Annotated in this window: 19 protein-coding genes and 1 riboswitch; of the genes, 5 read left to right on the forward strand and 14 right to left on the reverse strand. The window is 40.1% G+C overall.

The window, feature by feature from the left end:
* The first annotated feature begins 12 nt into the window (after positions 1-12).
* Entirely contained in the window at positions 13-1,473 is a 1,461-nt protein-coding gene (gene cls / locus FPV17_RS11805) for a cardiolipin synthase (protein ID WP_144559106.1), read from the forward strand.
* A 72-nt stretch (positions 1,474-1,545) separates the two neighbouring features.
* On the opposite strand, the gene FPV17_RS11810 is transcribed toward cls, so the two are convergent.
* The 3 genes from FPV17_RS11810 to FPV17_RS11820 form a co-directional block, all read right to left on the reverse strand.
* Entirely contained in the window at positions 1,546-2,406 is an 861-nt protein-coding gene (locus FPV17_RS11810; protein ID WP_035396990.1) for a superoxide dismutase, read from the reverse strand.
* A gap of 120 nt (positions 2,407-2,526) precedes the next feature.
* Complete coding sequence (scpB, locus tag FPV17_RS11815; protein ID WP_144559107.1) at positions 2,527-3,111, reverse strand: SMC-Scp complex subunit ScpB; 585 nt, start codon at positions 3,109-3,111, stop codon at positions 2,527-2,529.
* Positions 3,101-3,862 carry a segregation/condensation protein A gene (locus tag FPV17_RS11820; protein WP_035396992.1) on the reverse strand — a complete coding sequence of 254 codons (762 nt, stop codon included), beginning with the start codon at positions 3,860-3,862 and terminating at the stop codon, positions 3,101-3,103. The genes scpB and FPV17_RS11820 overlap by 11 nt, the downstream gene beginning before the upstream one ends.
* Positions 3,863-3,946: 84 nt before the next feature.
* On the opposite strand from FPV17_RS11820, the gene FPV17_RS11825 reads away from it, so the two are divergent.
* The gene (locus tag FPV17_RS11825; protein WP_081762338.1) at positions 3,947-4,429 is read left to right on the forward strand and encodes a DUF309 domain-containing protein; all 483 of its coding nucleotides are present in this window, start codon (positions 3,947-3,949) and stop codon (positions 4,427-4,429) included.
* A 17-nt stretch (positions 4,430-4,446) separates the two neighbouring features.
* Here the strand turns inward: FPV17_RS11825 and FPV17_RS11830 are convergent, their stop codons facing one another.
* The 4 genes from FPV17_RS11830 to ribE all read right to left on the reverse strand — a co-directional run bounded on the left by FPV17_RS11830 (position 4,447) and on the right by ribE (position 7,728).
* On the reverse strand, positions 4,447-5,241 hold the full coding sequence (locus FPV17_RS11830) for a formate/nitrite transporter family protein (RefSeq protein WP_367614639.1): 795 nt from the start codon (positions 5,239-5,241) through the stop codon (positions 4,447-4,449).
* 147 nt (positions 5,242-5,388) lie between these two features.
* Complete coding sequence (ribH, locus tag FPV17_RS11835) at positions 5,389-5,859, reverse strand: 6,7-dimethyl-8-ribityllumazine synthase (RefSeq protein ID WP_060705366.1); 471 nt, start codon at positions 5,857-5,859, stop codon at positions 5,389-5,391.
* 13 nt (positions 5,860-5,872) lie between these two features.
* Positions 5,873-7,066: a bifunctional 3,4-dihydroxy-2-butanone-4-phosphate synthase/GTP cyclohydrolase II gene (locus FPV17_RS11840; protein ID WP_144559109.1), complete on the reverse strand. Its 1,194-nt coding sequence runs from the start codon at positions 7,064-7,066 to the stop codon at positions 5,873-5,875.
* Positions 7,067-7,080: 14 nt separating this feature from the next.
* Positions 7,081-7,728, reverse strand: coding sequence for a riboflavin synthase (ribE, locus tag FPV17_RS11845; RefSeq protein WP_060705367.1), 648 nt, complete (start codon positions 7,726-7,728; stop codon positions 7,081-7,083).
* Between the two features lie 128 nt (positions 7,729-7,856).
* Positions 7,857-7,995, reverse strand: a riboswitch (FMN riboswitch).
* 346 nt (positions 7,996-8,341) lie between these two features.
* Here ribE and FPV17_RS11850 point away from each other — a divergent pair.
* Positions 8,342-9,391, forward strand: a complete 1,050-nt coding sequence (locus tag FPV17_RS11850; protein ID WP_144559110.1) for an enoyl-CoA hydratase/isomerase family protein — start codon at positions 8,342-8,344, stop codon at positions 9,389-9,391.
* Between the two features lie 37 nt (positions 9,392-9,428).
* Here FPV17_RS11850 and FPV17_RS11855 read toward each other — a convergent pair whose 3' ends face one another.
* The 3 genes from FPV17_RS11855 to FPV17_RS11865 form a co-directional block, all read right to left on the reverse strand.
* Positions 9,429-9,629, reverse strand: coding sequence for a DUF6501 family protein (locus FPV17_RS11855; protein ID WP_144559111.1), 201 nt, complete (start codon positions 9,627-9,629; stop codon positions 9,429-9,431).
* Positions 9,630-9,696: 67 nt separating this feature from the next.
* On the reverse strand, positions 9,697-10,950 hold the full coding sequence (odhB, locus tag FPV17_RS11860) for a 2-oxoglutarate dehydrogenase complex dihydrolipoyllysine-residue succinyltransferase (protein WP_144559112.1): 1,254 nt from the start codon (positions 10,948-10,950) through the stop codon (positions 9,697-9,699).
* 14 nt (positions 10,951-10,964) lie between these two features.
* Positions 10,965-13,802: a 2-oxoglutarate dehydrogenase E1 component gene (locus FPV17_RS11865; protein ID WP_144559113.1), complete on the reverse strand. Its 2,838-nt coding sequence runs from the start codon at positions 13,800-13,802 to the stop codon at positions 10,965-10,967.
* A gap of 458 nt (positions 13,803-14,260) precedes the next feature.
* On the opposite strand from FPV17_RS11865, the gene FPV17_RS11870 reads away from it, so the two are divergent.
* Positions 14,261-14,512, forward strand: a complete 252-nt coding sequence (locus tag FPV17_RS11870) for a hypothetical protein (RefSeq protein WP_035397002.1) — start codon at positions 14,261-14,263, stop codon at positions 14,510-14,512.
* On the opposite strand, the gene FPV17_RS11875 is transcribed toward FPV17_RS11870, so the two are convergent.
* Together FPV17_RS11875 and FPV17_RS11880 are read right to left on the reverse strand one after the other, a co-directional pair.
* Positions 14,469-15,479 (reverse strand): class I SAM-dependent methyltransferase, encoded by a 1,011-nt coding sequence (locus FPV17_RS11875; RefSeq protein ID WP_052008169.1) that lies wholly within the window; start codon positions 15,477-15,479, stop codon positions 14,469-14,471. The two genes, FPV17_RS11870 and FPV17_RS11875, sit on opposite strands and share 44 nt — an antisense overlap.
* Entirely contained in the window at positions 15,458-16,750 is a 1,293-nt protein-coding gene (locus FPV17_RS11880) for an FAD-dependent oxidoreductase (RefSeq protein WP_144559114.1), read from the reverse strand. Before FPV17_RS11880 ends, FPV17_RS11875 begins: the two co-directional genes overlap by 22 nt.
* A gap of 125 nt (positions 16,751-16,875) precedes the next feature.
* Between FPV17_RS11880 and FPV17_RS11885 the strand changes: the two genes are divergently transcribed.
* Positions 16,876-17,505, forward strand: a complete 630-nt coding sequence (locus tag FPV17_RS11885) for a lytic transglycosylase domain-containing protein (protein WP_035397003.1) — start codon at positions 16,876-16,878, stop codon at positions 17,503-17,505.
* Positions 17,506-17,560: 55 nt separating this feature from the next.
* On the opposite strand, the gene FPV17_RS21985 is transcribed toward FPV17_RS11885, so the two are convergent.
* Positions 17,561-17,734 carry a hypothetical protein gene (locus FPV17_RS21985; protein ID WP_186370614.1) on the reverse strand — a complete coding sequence of 58 codons (174 nt, stop codon included), beginning with the start codon at positions 17,732-17,734 and terminating at the stop codon, positions 17,561-17,563.
* Entirely contained in the window at positions 17,715-18,152 is a 438-nt protein-coding gene (locus tag FPV17_RS11890) for an SACOL1771 family peroxiredoxin (RefSeq protein ID WP_144559115.1), read from the reverse strand. Before FPV17_RS11890 ends, FPV17_RS21985 begins: the two co-directional genes overlap by 20 nt.
* Positions 18,153-18,173 lie beyond the last annotated feature (21 nt).

Consider the following 18,173-nt stretch of genomic DNA (forward strand, 5'->3'; position numbering starts at 1 on the left):
AAGGTTGATACTATGGTTATTGAATTTGCGATGCCAACATATTTATTTGCAGCACTTCTTGTGGTCAATATTTTATTTGCGGTCATTCTGATCTTTATTGAACGAAAAGACGCGCAAGCAACATGGGCTTGGTTACTTATTTTATTCTTTATCCCTCTTGCTGGCTTTATCATTTACATTCTACTCGGTCAAACGTTGACGAGAAGAAAAATTTTCCAATGGGAAGGGATTAAAAAAGTTGGTCTCGATCATCTAATCGAGCAACAAAAAAAAGACGTGCTTGATGCAAATTTTCGTTTTAGAAGTAATACAGTCGATGAAAATCGTGACCTCATCTATATGCATTTAATGAACAATGATGCTATTTTAACAAAAGAAAATCATATCGACATCTTTACAGATGGAGAAAAGAAATTCAATCAGCTGCTTACCGATATTCGTAACGCTAAAACGTTTATTCACATTCAATACTATATTTTTCGTTACGATGGCATCGGTAAGGAGATTATTGATGCGCTTACAGAAAAAGCGAAAGAAGGCGTAAGAGTAAGGCTTTTGTATGACGATCTAGGATCTCGATCCATGCGAAAAAAATACTTAAAAGCGTTTCGCGAAGCTGGTGGAGAAGTTGGGGTCTTCTTCCCTTCAAAATTTACAATAGTAAACTTGCGCTTAAATTTTCGGAACCACCGCAAGCTTGTTAATATTGATGGTGTTTGTGGGTATGTAGGTGGGTTTAATGTCGGTGACGAATATTTAGGGAAGAAGAAAAAATTTGGTTACTGGCGCGACACCCACTTAAGAATTGAAGGGCCTGCTCTTGCAGCGATTCAAACAAGATTTATATTAGATTGGAATCAAGCAGCAAAGGAATATCATATTTCCTACCACAGTCGCTATTTTCCTGATATCCCTCCCAACGGTAAATCGGCGATGCAAATTGTATCAAGTGGACCTGATTCTGAGTTTGAACAAATTAAAAATGGGTATTTAAAAATGATTATGGATGCTAAGAAATCGATCATCATTCAAACACCCTACTTTATTCCTGATAAGACGCTACTTGATGCCCTTCAAGTGGCAGCCCAAACTGGAATCGAAGTCAAGATTATGATCCCGAACAAGCCGGATCACATGTTTGTTTATTGGGCCACGACGTCACACATTGGTGAAATGTTAAAAGTAGGTGCAAAAATTTATATTTATGAAAATGGTTTTATTCATAACAAGGTGCTTGTTGTAGACGAACGGGTCAGCTCTGTTGGAACAGCGAATATTGATCAACGCAGTTTCAAACTAAATTTTGAAGTGAATGCCTTTATATACGATTCTTCTATTGCTAGACAGCTCATTCACGATTTCGCTGAAGACGTAAAAGTGTCCACACTCGTTACAACGGAACTGTATGAAGCTAGAGGTAAGCGTGTTCGTTTTAAGGAGTCCATTTCTCGTTTGCTCTCGCCCATTTTATAGTTGTAAAACCCCCTACTAATACAGTTAAAAGCCCTCCAACGTTGTCTTAGAGACGTTGGAGGGCTTCTTCTATTAAGCTTTTTTCCATTTTAGTTCAGTTGCTTTCCTATATCTCTCCTCAACGGCTTTCCAATTGACGACCTTCCACCAATCGCTTATATACGCTTCTCGTTTATTTTGATGCTTTAAATAGTAAGCATGTTCCCAAACATCAAGCACAAGAAGCGGAATTTGATCTTGCTGAGATAATTGCTGGTGCTTTTCAGCCTGTAGAATCTCTAGCTGTTGGCCACGAGGTGCCCATACTAGCATTGCCCAGCCGCTCCCCTCGACTTTAGCCGCAGCTGCCGTAAAGTGTTTTTGCATCTTCTCAAATGATCCAAATGAAGCCTTTATTGCCTCTAACAGTGCGCCAGCTGGCTTTCCACCGCCATTTGGCATCATCACTTCCCAAAACAATGTATGCAAGTAATGGCCCGCACCATTGAAAGCAAGCTCTCTCTCCCAATGTTTAATTAACTCGTATTGATCGTTATCCCTTGCTTTGACTAGTTCCAATTCAGCTTTATTTAAGCCATCTACATAGCTTTTGTGATGAATTTGATGATGCAGACGCATTGTTTCCTCATCGATATAGGGCTCTAATCCATTATAAGGATATGGCAATGGTGGTAATACATGATTTCCTGAACGAAGACGAGGCGTAACAGAACGTTGGTCATTCATCTTTTGCCAGACTTCATATACAACAGCAGCTACTTGATCGACATACGGGTCATTTCCTGCTATGGCTTCATGTAGCTGTGCTCGCGCATGATAGAACTGTTCAAGCAGTTCCTGATTCGTTCGATTCACTAACTCCTGCTGCTGCTCTCCCCAAAGGTGTTCTAAATGATCACACCACTGTCGAACAGCTTGTAAATGTGTCTCCAAATGCCTTCACCTACCTTTTCATTAAAACGATATGCGAAAAAGCTCGTTCTCGTGATAGCCGCCTATCCTTTCCCATAAAAAAGATGAGTCTCTTTAAAAGAGACTCATCTTTAACAACATTTATTCCTCTTCAAACTGATGGAGCTGTTCAAAAAAGAGGTCTGCATCTTCTTCTACACGATCACTTGTTAAGTCTAGTTCCGCTAGACTTGGTAAATCTTCTAATGACTCTAAATTAAAATGATCAAGGAAATAACGAGTCGTCCCAAAAAGAATGGCTCGACCCGTACCGGATACACGACCTTGTTCTTCAATAAGTAATTTTGATATGAGGGATTGAATCGCTTTATCGGATTTAACACCTCGAATATCATCAATCTCGATTCTTGTAATTGGTTGCTTATAAGCGATAATCGCCAATGTTTCAAGGGCTGCCCGTGATAAGCCCCCTTGAATAGGTGATGCTGCTAATTTTTTATACAAATCAGCATGCTCTACTTTTGTAGTCAATCGATAACGATTTCCCAGTCTTGCTAACCGAATGCCACGGTTAGATTGTTTCATGTCTTGCTTAAGTTGTTCTAAACAAGCAAGAATGTCTTCTTCTTCTGATTCTATAAGGCTTTTTAATTCTGCTAAAGAAATTCCTTCGTCTCCAACAACAAACAAAAGACCTTCCATTTTTGCCAATAATTCAGCGTTCATGCTTGTCTCCGTCCCGTAAAAAAATCGTAATCTCATCAAAACTTTGATCTTGAACACAATAGATCGTAGATGTTTTAATTAACTCTAGAATAGCTAAAAAGGATACAATCATTGATGAACGATCGTCCGGTTCAACTAAATCAGAAAATCGAGTTGGACCATATGTCTCATCTAGTTTATCGAGCAGTTCAACTATTCGCTGTTCAACAGATTGTTCTTCTGTATGTACCACTTTCGTTTTAGGTCGATTCCAGGCATTTCGTTGAAGCATCTTTTGAAACGCTCCGAGCATATCAACAAGAGTAACATTCTGAATTTGCAGCTGTCTCTCCTCTTCATCGGTTAAAAAGTGGTCTAACTCTTCTGGTTTTCTAGTATGTAGAGAATGGCGTACTTCTTCTTGATCTTTTAGATGTTTTGCTGCTTCTTTATATGTCTTATATTCGATAAGCTGCTCAACGAGCTCGTCTCTAGGATCTTCTTCTAACCATTGTTCGCTCTCATCAAATAGTTCTTCTGGCTTTGGAAGAAGCATTTGACTTTTGATTTGTAACAATGTCGCCGCCATTACGAGGTATTCACTAGCAATGTCTAACTCAAGCTCTTGCATCGTGTGGATAAAGTCTAAATACTGATCTGTAATGGTTGCAACTGGAATATCATAAATATCCACCTCAGCCTGTGAGATGAGATGCAGCAATAGATCAAGTGGCCCTTCAAATAATGGTGTCTTTACGTTATAAATCGTCATTTCTTTTCTCACCAATCATTTTATGTTAAGTATACCATAATCAATTATTAGAACCTTTTCAAGAATAAACTCGAAAGGAGTCGAATGTTTGTGTATCCACCTCATTATATAGCATTTCTTACCTATTTTCATGTTGATCGTGATTATTTTGAATGCCACGAAGTTTTAGAGTTGGAATGGAAAAAACAAGCCGATCCAGAACGCTTATCTCCATGGGTTATCCTCATACAAATTGCGGTAGCTCTTTACCATGAACGACGAGGAAACGAAAAAGGCGCAAGAATTCTCTATAATCGGGTTGAAAACCGCTTAAAGGAGCGCTGTTTCCAACTTGAAGACTTAGGAATGAATGAAAAACAAGTGCAGCAAGATATGCACGAACGCTATCATTCTGTTGGTCAAACAGCCTTTACTGATTATGAGTTACCTATACAGGACCCCGCATTGATAACGATTATCCAGCAAGCAAAACGAGCAAAAAAACCCTCTACTCTTACATATGAACAGCTCGTTCATAAACACCGTTACCCTTTCGATGAAAAGGAAAAAAGGAAGAAACCAAACTAGGTTCTCTTCCTATCTATTTATTTTAGTTCACTAGTGGACTCACTTTTTTTAGAAATATAATAATAAGCCATCCCTACAAAAACACTACCACCAACAATGTTTCCTAACGTGACAGGAACAAGATTAGCGACATAACCTGACATAGAAATCGCTTCAACACCTGGGTTGTGAAGGAGTGCTAAATGAAATAAGCCCATGTTCGCGACACTATGTTCATATCCAGATGCAAAAAATGCAAAAATAATCATAAACACAACAAATAGCTTCGCCATCTCGTTCTTCAAGCGCATTGGTGTCCAAATTGCTAAACAAACGAGCCAGTTACAAAAAATGCCTCTAAAAAACAATTCAAGCGTATCTGTCGTCATTTTTTTCTCTGTCACATAAAGTAAATAATGCCCTTCAGTCATTCCAGAAAAAATACCGGTCATATAGACAAGCCAGGCTATAAACAATGCACCCACAAGATTGCCACCATACGTCCATAACCAATTTTGAAACGTATCTTTTAACGTTGTCTTTTTTTGTAGCGTTGATACAGTGTAATAGAGAACGCTGCCTGTAAATAAGTCAGAGCCTGCATAAATGACGAGCAAAAGCGCAATTCCAAAAGCAAAACCCATTACGAGCGGTGTTAAAGCAGGAAAGCTTTGAACAATAGGATCTCCAATGATATAGACTAAAACGACTGCTACTGCAACATAGCCCCCTGCAAGCATAGCCGATAAGAAAAACGCTAGTTTACTATGTGCCAGCAACGCTCTTTTCTTTAATGCTAATGTGATAAGTTCATTTAATGTTTCTTTGTAAATCGTTCTCCCCTACTTTCTCTTAGTTGACCATTCTTTATTGTAGCTTAGGATTATCTTTAATGAGAACGAGAATATGACAATTTTCGCAATCCATTTAATGGAAAATACTCTTCTCAGATGAACTGAAAAGAGTATTTGTGAAGAATCTTATTTAGAAAATTGCTTTGCCAAATTTGCCATTTCAATGGCTGCAGTAGCCGCTTCCCAACCTTTGTTTCCTGCCTTTGTGCCCGCTCGTTCCACTGCTTGTTCAATGGAATCGGTTGTGAGAACACCGAATATTACCGGAATACCACTCGTCATATTTAATTGAGCCACACCTTTTGATACTTCTCCACATACATAGTCAAAATGAGGTGTTGAGCCCCGAATAACCGTCCCTAGTGTGACAATTGCATCGTACTTTCCTGAATCGGCCATCTGCTTTGCCGCAAACGGTATTTCAAAAGCTCCAGGAACCCATGCAACATCCACATCGCTCCCCTGTGCCCCGTGTCGGATGAACGCATCTTGTGCACCACTTAATAATTTACTTGTAATAAATTCATTAAAACGTCCTACTACAATCCCAATTTTCAAGTCCGTTGCTACTAAATGTCCTTCAAATACATTTCCCATTTGTTTATTCCTCCTATAAATGAAGCATATGCCCTAATTTATCTTTTTTTGTTTTTAAATAGCGTTCATTTTCAGCAAAACCTGCTAACTGAAGCGGCACTCGCTCTACAATCGTCAGATCGTAACCTTGCAAACCTGCAATTTTCCGCGGATTATTAGTTAATAACTTTAATTGCTTAACGCCTAAATCCTTTAAAATTTGTGCTCCCACGCCATAATCTCTCAAATCAGCTGGAAACCCTAGTTTTTCGTTTGCTTCAACGGTATCAAACCCTTTTTCTTGCAGTTCATAAGCTTTTAGTTTATTAATTAGTCCAATACCACGTCCCTCTTGTCTCATGTACAAAAGAATGCCTTTTCCTGCCTCTTCAATTTGTTTAAGAGCCGCGTGAAGCTGCGGACCGCAGTCACAACGCTTTGAACCAAAGACATCCCCTGTTAAACATTCTGAATGGACACGTACTAACACCGGTTCTTCGTTCGAAAAATCGCCTTTTACAAGCGCAATGCTTTCTTTATTATCTAACGTGTTTGTATAAGCAACTGCTCGAAAGGTTCCAAATTCAGTCGGTAAAGCAAGATCTGCTTCTCGCTGAATGACCGACTCTTGTTTACGGCGATACGCAATTAAATCTTTAATCGTTACGAGTGGAAGTTTATGTTCTCGAGCAATGTCTTTAAGCTGAGGAACACGTGCCATTGTGCCATCTTCATTCATAATTTCACAAATGACTCCAACTGGCTCAGAACCGCTTAACCTTGCAAAATCAACTGCCGCTTCCGTGTGTCCTGCTCGTCTTAAGACACCTCCGTCTTTTGCAACAAGCGGAAAGATGTGACCAGGTCGTTTAAAATGAGCAGCTGTGGCTTCTCGATTGACAAGAGCTTGTACCGTATACGCACGCTCTTGTGCAGAAATCCCTGTCGTTGTTGTTACATGATCAATGCTGACAGTAAAAGCAGTGCCATGAGAGTCTGTATTTTGGCTGACCATTTGTTCTAATTGCAGACGCTGTGCTTTTTCTTTTGAGATTGGCGTGCAAATGAGTCCACGCCCGTACGTTGCCATAAAATTTATTGTTTCAGCAGTGGTATATTCCCCAAGAGCAACAAAGTCACCTTCATTTTCACGATCCTCGTCATCACAGACGATAATAATACCGCCTGCTTTTAACGTCTCAATCGCCTCTTCAATTTTATGAAACATGGACATTTTCCTCCCTACATATACCCATTATGTTGTAGCAGTTCAGCTAGATTTTGCTTCGGAGCAGATTCGTCAGATACAGTCAATAATCGCTCAACATATTTTCCAATCAAATCACATTCAATATTCACTTCACTGCCAATTGCTAACGTCCCCATAATAGTTTCATCAAGTGTGTGAGGAATAATGGAAATCGTAAAATGACTGTCTTTCATACCAAATACCGTTAAGCTCGTTCCATCAACTGCAACTGAACCTTTTTGAACGATGTATTTTAAAATGCTTTTCGGTGCTTGAATATCAAAGTAAACTGCGTTATCCACTTGTTTCCGATGAACAACGGTTCCTTTCCCATCAATATGCCCAGAAACGATGTGACCCCCAAACCGTGATAGTGGCGACATGGCACGCTCTAGATTAACCGTTGCCGATATACGTAATTGACTTAACGTCGTCGCTTGAAACGTCTCTGGCATAACGTCAACCGAAAATGTCTGATCAGTGAATGCTGTTACGGTAAGACATACGCCATTTACAGCAATACTATCTCCGAGGGATACATCTTCAAGAACCTTCAACCCTCTAATACTCAATTTCATTCCCTGATCTTGCTTGTTTATTTCTGTAATGGTTCCTTTTTCTTCAATAATACCGGTAAACATCCAACCCCTCCTCCAATACAAAAAACCCCCAAAGGCTACACTTCGGGGGTTCACTAAATAAAACGGCACTATTTGCCTAGGAATAAAGAAAATTCCATACACAAATAAACGTCGATTCGACTGTATTCGTTAAACTTCTCCCATCCAGACTTTCACTGTCGGCTCTGGAGTTGCACCAGATCCACCGTATAAAAATACGGGTCACGGACTAAAAGGCTAAGCCTTATCACCGCCGGTAGGGAATTTCACCCTGCCCCGAAGTTAAAATATGAAGTTGTTTTTATTCCTATCATGCACTCTAATCGCTTAAACGTTGACATAAGGTTCATTTAAGCATGTTTTTTTAATCATGTCATTACAGTTACTTATTAAATCAAACTGGGAGATAGGCTATTACTCTCAGAAATCAATCAGCTTCCCTGCCAAAAAATCTGCCCATCTCTGACTCGTTTTGATCATAGCATCGGTAAAATAAAAATGCAAGGCATATGACGCTTCCATCGGTTCCATTTGCAAAAAATGGTTTATTCGTTCGATTTCGTTGCTTTTCTTATTCAGATAGGTCAAAATAAGAGAGTAAACGATTTCATTCATGTGGGGTGGATAGATAAAAATGACTGAACAGATCATGTTTTCAAAAAAGAAAAACGGAGTTGGGATTGCGACACTCTCTAGAGAAAAAGCACTACATTCGCTAACATTTGACATGATTTCAGCGCTCTATACACAACTGAAGCAGTGGGAATCAGATGCCAGCGTACGTGTCATTCTTCTAGAAAGCACAGGTACAAAAGCTTTTTGTGCTGGTGGTGACATTAAAGCCCTCTATCAAGCAAAGAACAATAAACAAGCATTAGATCAAGCGACAGCCTTTTTTAATCTTGAATATGAACTGGATCTCTACGTAGCGAACTACCCTAAACCTATTGTTGTCCTTATGGATGGCATTGTAATGGGAGGCGGTGTTGGCTTGTCTTATGGAGCAAGTCACCGTATTGTAACAGAGCGCACAAAATGGGCAATGCCTGAAGTCAATATTAGCTTCTTTCCTGATGTTGGTGCTTGTTACTTTCTTAGCCAAACACCAGATTATACTGGAAGATATGCTGCACTAACAGGGTCTGTGTTAACTGCTTCTGACGCTATTTCAATTGGTTGTGCAGACTATTATATAGAAAGTGATACATTAGAAACGTGTAAACAAGAACTCGTAGCCCATCACTGGGACGACTACGACGAAGTCACTTCACAAAGCGTGCATTTATTTTTGCAATCGTTTATTAAAGAGCCAACACAAAGTGAGCTTATGATGAATAAGGATAACATTCACAAACATTTTTCTTTTAAAACCATTGAAGAGATTTTAACATCGCTCCATCATGATTCTAGTCGCTTCGCTCAAGATACGTACACATTATTAAATAGTAAATCACCGTTGTCGTTAAAAATAACGCTTGCGCATTTGAAGCAATCAAAAGCGTCTTCACTTGAGGAAACGTTTGAAACCGACAAAACCCTTGCGAAACATTTTCTTCAGTGTGACGATTTCTATGAAGGGGTTTATTCAGTCTTAATTGACAAATCCCATAAACCGGTTTATTCATACGAGTCTGTCGCTGAAGTCCCTGATGAGCTTGCACTCTCTTTCTTCCGCGAACATTAAAAAACAGGATGGAGATCCCCATCCTGTTTTCTTACTGCTAGCCTTCAAAATACTCTTTATAGAAACCAGCCATTTTGCCAGTATTGTCAATGACAAAATAAAACTCATCGGTTTCGTTTTTTAATTCATACTGCTTTCCAACTGTTAATACTTCATTTACAACATATTTCTTTGCATCTGTATGAACACAAGTCAACATCCGAAGTGTCGCTGTTTCAGTCCACTGCTGGTGTATCATGACTTCATTCCTCCTCTACCTCGTTTATTGTACAAGAAAGAAGGCTAGCATGCTAGCCTTCTTTCCATTACCCTTCTAATAACAGTTGTTCTGGATCTTCAATCATATCTTTTACTTTTACTAAGAAACTAACTGCTTCTTTTCCATCAACAATTCGATGGTCGTATGAAAGCGCAAGATACATCATTGGGCGGTTTTCAAAACGCTCATTATCAATTGCTACCGGTCTCATTTGAATCTTGTGCATACCTAAAATCCCAACTTGAGGAGCATTTAAAATTGGCGTTGACCAAAGTGATCCAAAGACACCACCGTTTGTAATCGTAAATGTACCACCCTGCATATCGTTTAGCTGCAGTTTATTATCACGAGCTTTCTTACCTAAATCACCAATGCCACGCTCAATTCCTGCAAAACCTAATCGATCTGCATCTCTTAATACTGGAACGACTAATCCTGTATCAGTTGAAACGGCAATACCGATATCATAGTATTTTTTAATAAGGAGCTCATCTCCTTGAATTTCCGCGTTAAGCAATGGAAATTCTTTTAAAGCACCAACAACAGCTTTTGTGAAAAAGCTCATAAAACCTAATTTAACACCATTTTTGTCTAAAAACGCATCTTTACGACGTTTACGTAAATCCATAACAGCTGTCATATCTACTTCGTTAAATGTTGTTAACATCGCAGACGTTTGCTGTACTTCTACTAAACGTTTAGCAATCGTTTGACGACGACGAGACATTTTTTCACGCTCAGTCGGCTTTGTCGGATCATCGGCTGATTGCGTTGGTGCAGGCTTTTGCGGAGACACTGCTTTTGATTGCGCTGGTTTGTCTTGGTGTGCTTCAACGTCTTGTCTACGGATTTTACCTGTAGGATCCGTTGGTGTAATAGCATCAAGGGAAATTCCTTTTTCACGGGCTAGCTTCCGTGCAGCAGGTGATGCCAAAGGACGATTAGTTGATTGTGTTTCTTCCTCTTGCTTGGCAGGATCTTGTGATTTCGTCTCTGCTTGTTTTTCTGCTACCGGCTGCTCTTCCTTTGTGCTTTCAGTAGTTGACGAAGCGCCTCCAGCTTGACCACTTTCGTCAATAATGGCAATAACTTCACCAATTTCTACCGTATCACCTGGCTCGCGTTTAAATTCTTTTATAACGCCAGAAGTTTCTACTGGAATTTCAGCATTTACTTTATCCGTCTCAAGTTCAGCGATAAATTCACCTTGTTCAACATAATCGCCTACTTCTTTTAACCATTGAGAAATCGTTCCTTCAGTAATGGATTCACCTAGCTCTGGTACTTTAATCTCAGTCAATGTAAAATGCCTCCTTAGTTTTTGCGCGTCAACGATTCCGTGATGATTCGTTTTTGTTCCACTTTATGAGCGTTTGATACGCCTTCCGCTGGGCTTGAACGGAATGTCCGGCCGATATAGCTTAATGGAACATCTTTCGGTAGAATTTCTAGAATTCGCGGCTCCATAAAGGACCACGCTCCCATATTTTTCGGTTCCTCTTGCACCCATTTCACTTCTTCTAAATTAGGAAACTCTTTTAATAGTTCACGAATGGCTCTACGCGGGAACGGATAAAGTTCCTCCACCCGAATAATATGAAGCCAGCTCCAGTCCTCATCATTCTTTTTAATGTGGTCTTGCAGCTCAATCGCTAATTTCCCACTTGTTAAGATAATTCGTTTCACTGCTTGACGATCTTTTCCTAAAATAGGCTCTTCTAAAATCGGCTTAAACTCGCCTTCCGCAAATTCGGCTGTTGTCGAAGCAATGTTTTGATTTCGCAACAAGCTTTTTGGCGTCATGATAATAAGAGGGCGAACTGTATTCTTCTGCAATATTTTTGCTTGGCGTCGCAAAATGTGGAAATATTGGGCTGCCGATGTGCAGTTAGCAATCGTCCAGTTGTTTTCAGCTGCCGAGTTAAGGAAACGTTCTACACGCCCACTTGAATGCTCAGGTCCTGCTCCTTCATACCCGTGTGGCAAGAGAACAACTAATCCAGATTTCTGACCCCATTTTGCTCGTCCAGCAGATACCCATTGGTCAAACATGACTTGTGCGCCGTTCACAAAATCACCAAACTGGGCTTCCCATAATACTAATGTTTCTTTTGAAAAGACATTGTAACCGTATTCAAAACCTACACATGCTTGCTCTGACAACGGACTATTGTAAACCGCAAAGGACGCATTTGCATCTTCAAACGCTTGAAGAGGCGTGTGCGTTTCGTTTGTTTCACGATCATGTAAGACAAGATGACGATGCGCAAACGTGCCTCGCTCTGTGTCTTGACCGCTTAAACGAATTGGTGTACCGTCGTGAATGATAGACGCAAAAGCTAATACTTCCGCTAATCCCCAGTCAACACTCCCGTCACCATCAAATGCATTCGCACGTCTTTGCAGTATTTTCTTTAGTTTTTCATTTGGATTAAAACGTTCTGGCCAATCAAGTAGCTGTTCATTGAAAGATTGAAGTTTATCTTTTTCTACATTCGTTTTTACTTTTGGTAACCCGTCCACAATAAAATCAGGTGGGCTTAACTCATAGTTTCGCTCAGCTTTATCAGCATTGACTTTGTTGTATTCTTCAAGTAAATAATCATACATATCCGTATCGAGTTTTTTTACTTCGTCTTTCGTTAACACATTTTCTGCTTGTAGCTGTTCAGCATATAATGCTCTTGCTGTTGGATGTTTACGAATCATGGTATACAGTTCCGGTTGTGTGACCGCTGGTTCATCTCCTTCATTGTGACCGAAGCGACGATAACCAATTAAATCGACTAGAAAATCTTTCTTAAATTTCCTACGGTATTCAACAGCGAACTGGATTGCTTTCACACACGCTTCGGGATCATCTGCATTAACGTGGAGAATCGGAATTTCAAAACCTTTTGCAGGATCACTTGCGTATGTAGTGGAGCGAGAATCGTATGCTTCTGTCGTATAACCTATATTGTTGTTCGCAATAATGTGGAGGGAACCGCCAACTTGATACCCATTTAAACGACTTAAATTTAACGTTTCGGTTACAATTCCTTGACCAGGAAAAGCTGCATCTCCGTGTATCAGGATGGAGTATGCACGACGTGAATCTTGTGTCGGTTCACCACGTTTACTTCGATCCTCTTGAGCTGCTCGAGCATACCCTTCCACAATCGGAGAGACAAACTCTAGGTGACTCGGGTTATTCGCTAGTGATACGATTGTTTCAGAACGCTCATCATCTACAATTTGGCGATCAGCACCTAAATGGTATTTTACATCGCCTGTCCAACCCGAATAGGTTTCGCCAAGCCCTTCAGATGGCGCAATTAATTTGTTTGGCGCTTGCAAAAATTCAGCAAAGATCGCTTTAAAAGGCTTCCCTAATGTGTGCGCAAGCACATTTAAGCGACCACGGTGCGCCATACCAATCATCACATGATCGGTTTTTTCTTTTCGTACTTCATTAATCGCCATATCTAGCATAGGCACTAATGAGTCTACACCTTCAATGGAAAAGCGCTTTTGCCCTACAAACGTACGGTGAATAAATTTCTCAAAGCCTTCCACCGATGTTAATCGCTCCAGTAAACCACGCTTCTCCTCTGTCGACAAAGCATCTGCAAACGTTCCTGATTCAACCTTGTCTCTTAACCAATTTCGTTCTGTTTCGTCTTGTACATGACCAAACTCAAATGCCATTGTTTTGGAATAGACATTGCGTAAATGTTCTATTGCTTGCAATCCGTTTTTGACATGAGTTGGGGCTTGTGGACAGATATAATCCACCGGTACATTCTTAAGTTGTTCTTCAGTAACATTAAAGCGTTCATAACTAATAAGGTCATCATTTTTATGAGTTTTCCATATTGGTTGAATGTCAGATGCTAAGTGACCTTTGGCTCGAATAAAATCTGCCAGCTTCACAGCACCGACAACAGCGTTTATCATGTCCGAGCCAATTTCTTGATTCACACGATCTTTAGATAAACTAACGGACTCTTCTAAAGAAGGTGGACCCCATTTTTCAAAATGTGCTCTTGTTTCTTCATCTACGGAATTTGGGTCTTCCGTATATTGCTCATACAGCTCTATTACAACTCCGAGGTTCGGACCATAAAATCCTTGCCAAGGTTTTTCCGGGCTGTTTTCCTTGCTGGACATGTGTGATAGACCTCCTAAGACAATAGTTTGCATCACAAAAGCGCAAACGTCTATTTTCAAGCGCTTACAGAAATATAGTACCATTTCCTACTGGTTTACTCAAAACATTCGCATTGTATTGTTTCATCGCTCCAGTTAAAAACGGTCACCTAAATTTTAGCGCTTTTGCGCAATAAAATCTAGCCTTTTTAACGATGATTCTTGCAATTTCGCCAAAAAGCGCTTTCTTTTTCTAACAAAATAAAGGAATAAGAAACAAAACCTCGCTCTTTCCTTAAAAATGCTAAGTAAATCCGTTCCCAAAATAGTATGCCGCTCTTTAAAGTAAATTGAAATAAAACGAGTCATTCCACTCACTTTTTTGTAGAAAAGAGGGTGTGTATGAAAATGCCCTAACTAGTTGGCAAAACAAAACATAATCACGACCTATTTGTTGATACTACTATCGAGGTGATAACATGTACGAATTCGAGCTTCAATCCGTTCATAGCACAGTTCCTTGTTATGTAATTAATGATGACGAATCCAATCGATATGCCATACGTACGTTTGACACAAGTGGAGCGGTGTTTGAATCAACACACGCTCTTCTACAATGGGTGAAGCAAGAGTGGAAAGCAGAAGACTTTGTTGACCAACATGCTTTTCAAACGATGGTTACTGAACTTACTTCTTCTTTAGTCGAATCAAATACCAACCACCTTCTTTAATTAACGCCCGCTCTTCGACAATTTTTACGTTTGCTTGTTTTGCCATATAGGCTAATTCTTTTCTTGTTGGCAACGGGTGCATCTCATTATGAGCAGTCATAAAGCTATTAAACGCACTGGCAAAGCGTTTGCCATGCTTTCCATCTGCGAGTGGCGTGATAAGTATGATTTCTCCCTTTTTTTTCAATACATCCGTTGCTTTTTTAATAAGAGCAAGCCTTTCTACAACCGTAAAATAATACAAAATATTATTAAACATAACAGTGTGGTACCCTTTTCGAAAACGCATTTCTTTAAAGTCTCCTTGATCAATGCTGACGTTTTGGAATGAATTCGCCTCATTCGCTCGTCGGCAAACGTCTTGATCAATTTCAACACCGTGAAACTGAATGTTTGGAAACTGTTCCGCCAACGTCATCATATAGCCACCTAAGCCACACCCTACGTCCAAAACTGCCTTGCTTTTTTGTTTCTTTAACCGAGATGCGACTCGCGGTAGCGTTACGGCTTCCAGAAGTTTTGACGTTTCTGCTACCATGCTTGCAACAGGTGTTGACGTGGTTTTTTCTTGCCGTACAAGCCCTTTTTTATAGTTTAGTAACGTTGGAATATGGAGTTCAAACATTTCCTCTAGTAAGATTCCAACCGACCGTTCACTTTCTTTCGTAAGGTACATGACCATTTCACGTTTACTTTGTACCTTTTTCTTGCTTTTTTTCTTCAAATGGCCGACAGCTATACCTACTTCCACCCAACGGCTGAGCAACACTTCATCTAATTCGTACTCGTTTGCTACGTTTTCAACTGTCTCAGGCTTTTTAAAATGTTGAAATAAGTTTAAGCTGTAGCCTAAATGGGCGTGCCAAGTCATAAGAAAAGGTTCGGTTTGCTTCATCCATTTTCGCGCATGCCACATTCTTCTTAAATGATTATCTGCCACTTCTTTCACCTCATTTGATGTTTCCAAGGGTAGTCGTCCTCTACATCATATTGGTACTGCTCCATCTCGTTTAAAACCTTTGTCGTTTTACTACGCTTTACTAATGTCACACTATCTTTAACTGAAAACGGCCAAAAACCGAGTCCCGAAATGTTAAACATGTATTTTGTTAATAATGTTTCATTATTTAAAAGTTGTTTTAGCGCAAAGGTTCGACTTCTTTGCCATGCTTTTCCCTCTTTCCCATAGGCTAGTCCACCTAAATGAGAGAGGTTCATAATCGCCTTAACTCTTTTTTTATGGACAGATTCATACTGGTTTAAAAACGCATTCCCCTTCCGTCTTTCATACAAGTCAATCAACAATTCGCCAAGACAATCAGCACCTTGTATAGCCAAGTTCATGCCCTCACCTGCCATTGGATGGACGCTGTGAGCTGCATCACCAATCAAAGCAATATTGTCTTTCACATAGTGATTGGCATGTTGACGAATCGGGACCATAAGTTGAATGGCTTTCCATTCTTTAATGTTTTGGACATACCCATCTAACGCTGGAAATAGTGACACATAATGATCATAGAACACTTGCAACGGGCCCTTTCGCCACGTTTTATATTCTCCTTTTCGAATGAGGTAAACCGTTCGAACATACCCATTCGGTAATGGAAATAAGCCTAAAAAACGATCTTTCGTTGCAATTAAATGCCCATGCTTTAATCCGCTAGGAGCAGGGAAGGATACCGTTAAAAAATCGTGCTCGTATACGTGCCTTTTACGTTCAATTCCAGCTTGTTCTCGCACCCGTGAGTTAACGCCTTCTGCGCCTATAATATACTCAAACGCAATAGTCGTTTTCTGTTTTCCTTGTTTGATGATGGCTTTATTCTCTTCCAGTTGCTCAAACGTTGCAGGCTGAAGAAGAGTAAAGGCTTTATACTGTTTCACTTCCTTAAGTAATAATCGCTTTATCTCACTATGGGGCAGCATAGCTGCGTACTGGTAAGGCGGTGGCAACTGTTTGTAATCCATTGATGAGCGCAACATCGGCTTTAAGTGCACATCGAGTTCAGACGTTTCAATCGTAGAAAATGTCGTCCAAGCACTTGAAAATGACTCATAAATACCTGCACGCTCAAACAATTGTATCGTCTTGGGTTGGATGAGCTCACCTTTATACGCATGACCGAGATGAGGGCTTTTTTCCACTACGATTACGTTTATGCCGTGCTTTGCTAACTTTAGTGCTGCTGTAAGACCAGCGACACCCCCACCAACTATCAATACTTGTGTTTTCATGCTCTCACCTCATTTACTTTCATGCATATTCCCTTATTTTTATAAATCAAAACGATAGCCATTGTTCCAACGCTTTTAATCGTGTTAAGATGGACAAGTACTTTTTCAGTGGAAGAGGTTAGACAATGAAAAAATGGCTCTATTCCATTCTCGTTCTTATTGTTGTCCTTGTTGGTGTAGCTGTTCTCCTCTTTGAACAAAATGATCGTTTTCGACAAGGTCTTTACAAGGCAATCATTTCGGAAAATCAAATTCCAGAAGACTATATTCCTGTCTATCATGAAGCTGCAGACACCTATAGTATTCCTTGGGAGCTTCTTGCAGCTGTTCATCGAGTAGAGACGATATTTTCTACAATGGAACCAATGGAAAGCCCTGTTGGTGCCCTAGGTCATTTTCAATTTATGCCTAGAACCTGGATTGGTTGGACTTATCCAGGAGTAGATGATATTGGCAACGTAGCTGACGATGTAGACATCACAGACATTGGACTAATTGAAGAGCACAACGGCTATGGTACAGACGCTACTGGTAACGGAGAAGCCGATCCATTTAATTTGTACGATTCTGCTTATGCCGCGGCCCGTTTTCTTTCAGAACACGGTGCAGTAGATGGCGATTACGAAGACGCGTTGTTTTCTTACAATCGAAGTGATGCATATGTAGAGGAAGTGATGCATTATTTTGAAACCTACAAAGAAAATTATGATCCTATACAACTTTACGGTAAACAAGAGGCAGATAAAGCGCATTAAACGAATGAAAAAAGCAGTCCGACCTTCGTCATAAAAGACTTGGTTGGACTGCTTTTTATTGTGCAACAGCAGGATCCTCTTCAACAAATTCAATTGGGGATGATGGGATATAGCCGTCTTGCTTTTGATTATGACCTATTAAATCGTCAGTAGAGTCACACGCAGTTACAACTAAAACGGCTAAAACACCACTAACAAGAACACCGTTTTTAATTCGATACTTGAACAACTGGCTCCACCACCACCTTTACATTTCCCGCCAATGCTTTTGAAATCATACATGATTTCTCTGCCTGATACGCAAACTTCTTCGCTCGCTCTTGGTCACTCTGCTTTTTCAAGATAACGGTTGGCCGATGAAGGATTTCTTTAAACGTAAACACATTTTTTGTTACATCGACTCTTGCTTCAGATGAAAGCGTTAATGATTCTTTTTCAATATTGGCTCTTTCTAACATAGCCGCATAAGTAATAACGAAGCATGTCGCTGCTGCGCCTAACAACATCTCATCGGGGTTTGTTCCTTCCCCCGGTCCATTCATCTCGCTTGGAATTGATATCGTAGATTCTAATGCACCAGTTTTTATGACCCCTGTACTATTTCTACCGCCATTCCAGCTGCATTCAAGAAAAAAGCGATGCACCATATGATAACACTGTCCTTTCCT

This window comes from Shouchella miscanthi (assembly GCF_007725405.1).
Lineage (GTDB): Bacteria > Bacillota > Bacilli > Bacillales > Bacillaceae_D > Shouchella > Shouchella hunanensis.

Excerpts from the sequence above, each read along its gene's own strand:
- FPV17_RS11890 (WP_144559115.1), bottom strand. The coding sequence starts at position 18,152 with ATGGTGCATCGCTTTTTTCTTGAATGCAGCTGGAATGGCGGTAGAAAT.
- ribE (WP_060705367.1), bottom strand. The coding sequence starts at position 7,728 with ATGTTTACCGGTATTATTGAAGAAAAAGGAACCATTACAGAAATAAAC.
- FPV17_RS11865 (WP_144559113.1), bottom strand. The coding sequence starts at position 13,802 with ATGTCCAGCAAGGAAAACAGCCCGGAAAAACCTTGGCAAGGATTTTAT.
- FPV17_RS11880 (WP_144559114.1), bottom strand. The coding sequence starts at position 16,750 with ATGAAAACACAAGTATTGATAGTTGGTGGGGGTGTCGCTGGTCTTACA.
- FPV17_RS11825 (WP_081762338.1), top strand. The coding sequence starts at position 3,947 with ATGTTTGTGTATCCACCTCATTATATAGCATTTCTTACCTATTTTCAT.
- cls (WP_144559106.1), top strand. The coding sequence starts at position 13 with ATGGTTATTGAATTTGCGATGCCAACATATTTATTTGCAGCACTTCTT.
- FPV17_RS11850 (WP_144559110.1), top strand. The coding sequence starts at position 8,342 with ATGACTGAACAGATCATGTTTTCAAAAAAGAAAAACGGAGTTGGGATT.
- FPV17_RS11820 (WP_035396992.1), bottom strand. The coding sequence starts at position 3,862 with ATGACGATTTATAACGTAAAGACACCATTATTTGAAGGGCCACTTGAT.
- ribH (WP_060705366.1), bottom strand. The coding sequence starts at position 5,859 with ATGGGAAATGTATTTGAAGGACATTTAGTAGCAACGGACTTGAAAATT.
- FPV17_RS11885 (WP_035397003.1), top strand. The coding sequence starts at position 16,876 with ATGAAAAAATGGCTCTATTCCATTCTCGTTCTTATTGTTGTCCTTGTT.
- FPV17_RS11870 (WP_035397002.1), top strand. The coding sequence starts at position 14,261 with ATGTACGAATTCGAGCTTCAATCCGTTCATAGCACAGTTCCTTGTTAT.
- FPV17_RS11855 (WP_144559111.1), bottom strand. The coding sequence starts at position 9,629 with ATGATACACCAGCAGTGGACTGAAACAGCGACACTTCGGATGTTGACT.
- FPV17_RS11840 (WP_144559109.1), bottom strand. The coding sequence starts at position 7,066 with ATGTTTCATAAAATTGAAGAGGCGATTGAGACGTTAAAAGCAGGCGGT.
- scpB (WP_144559107.1), bottom strand. The coding sequence starts at position 3,111 with ATGAACGCTGAATTATTGGCAAAAATGGAAGGTCTTTTGTTTGTTGTT.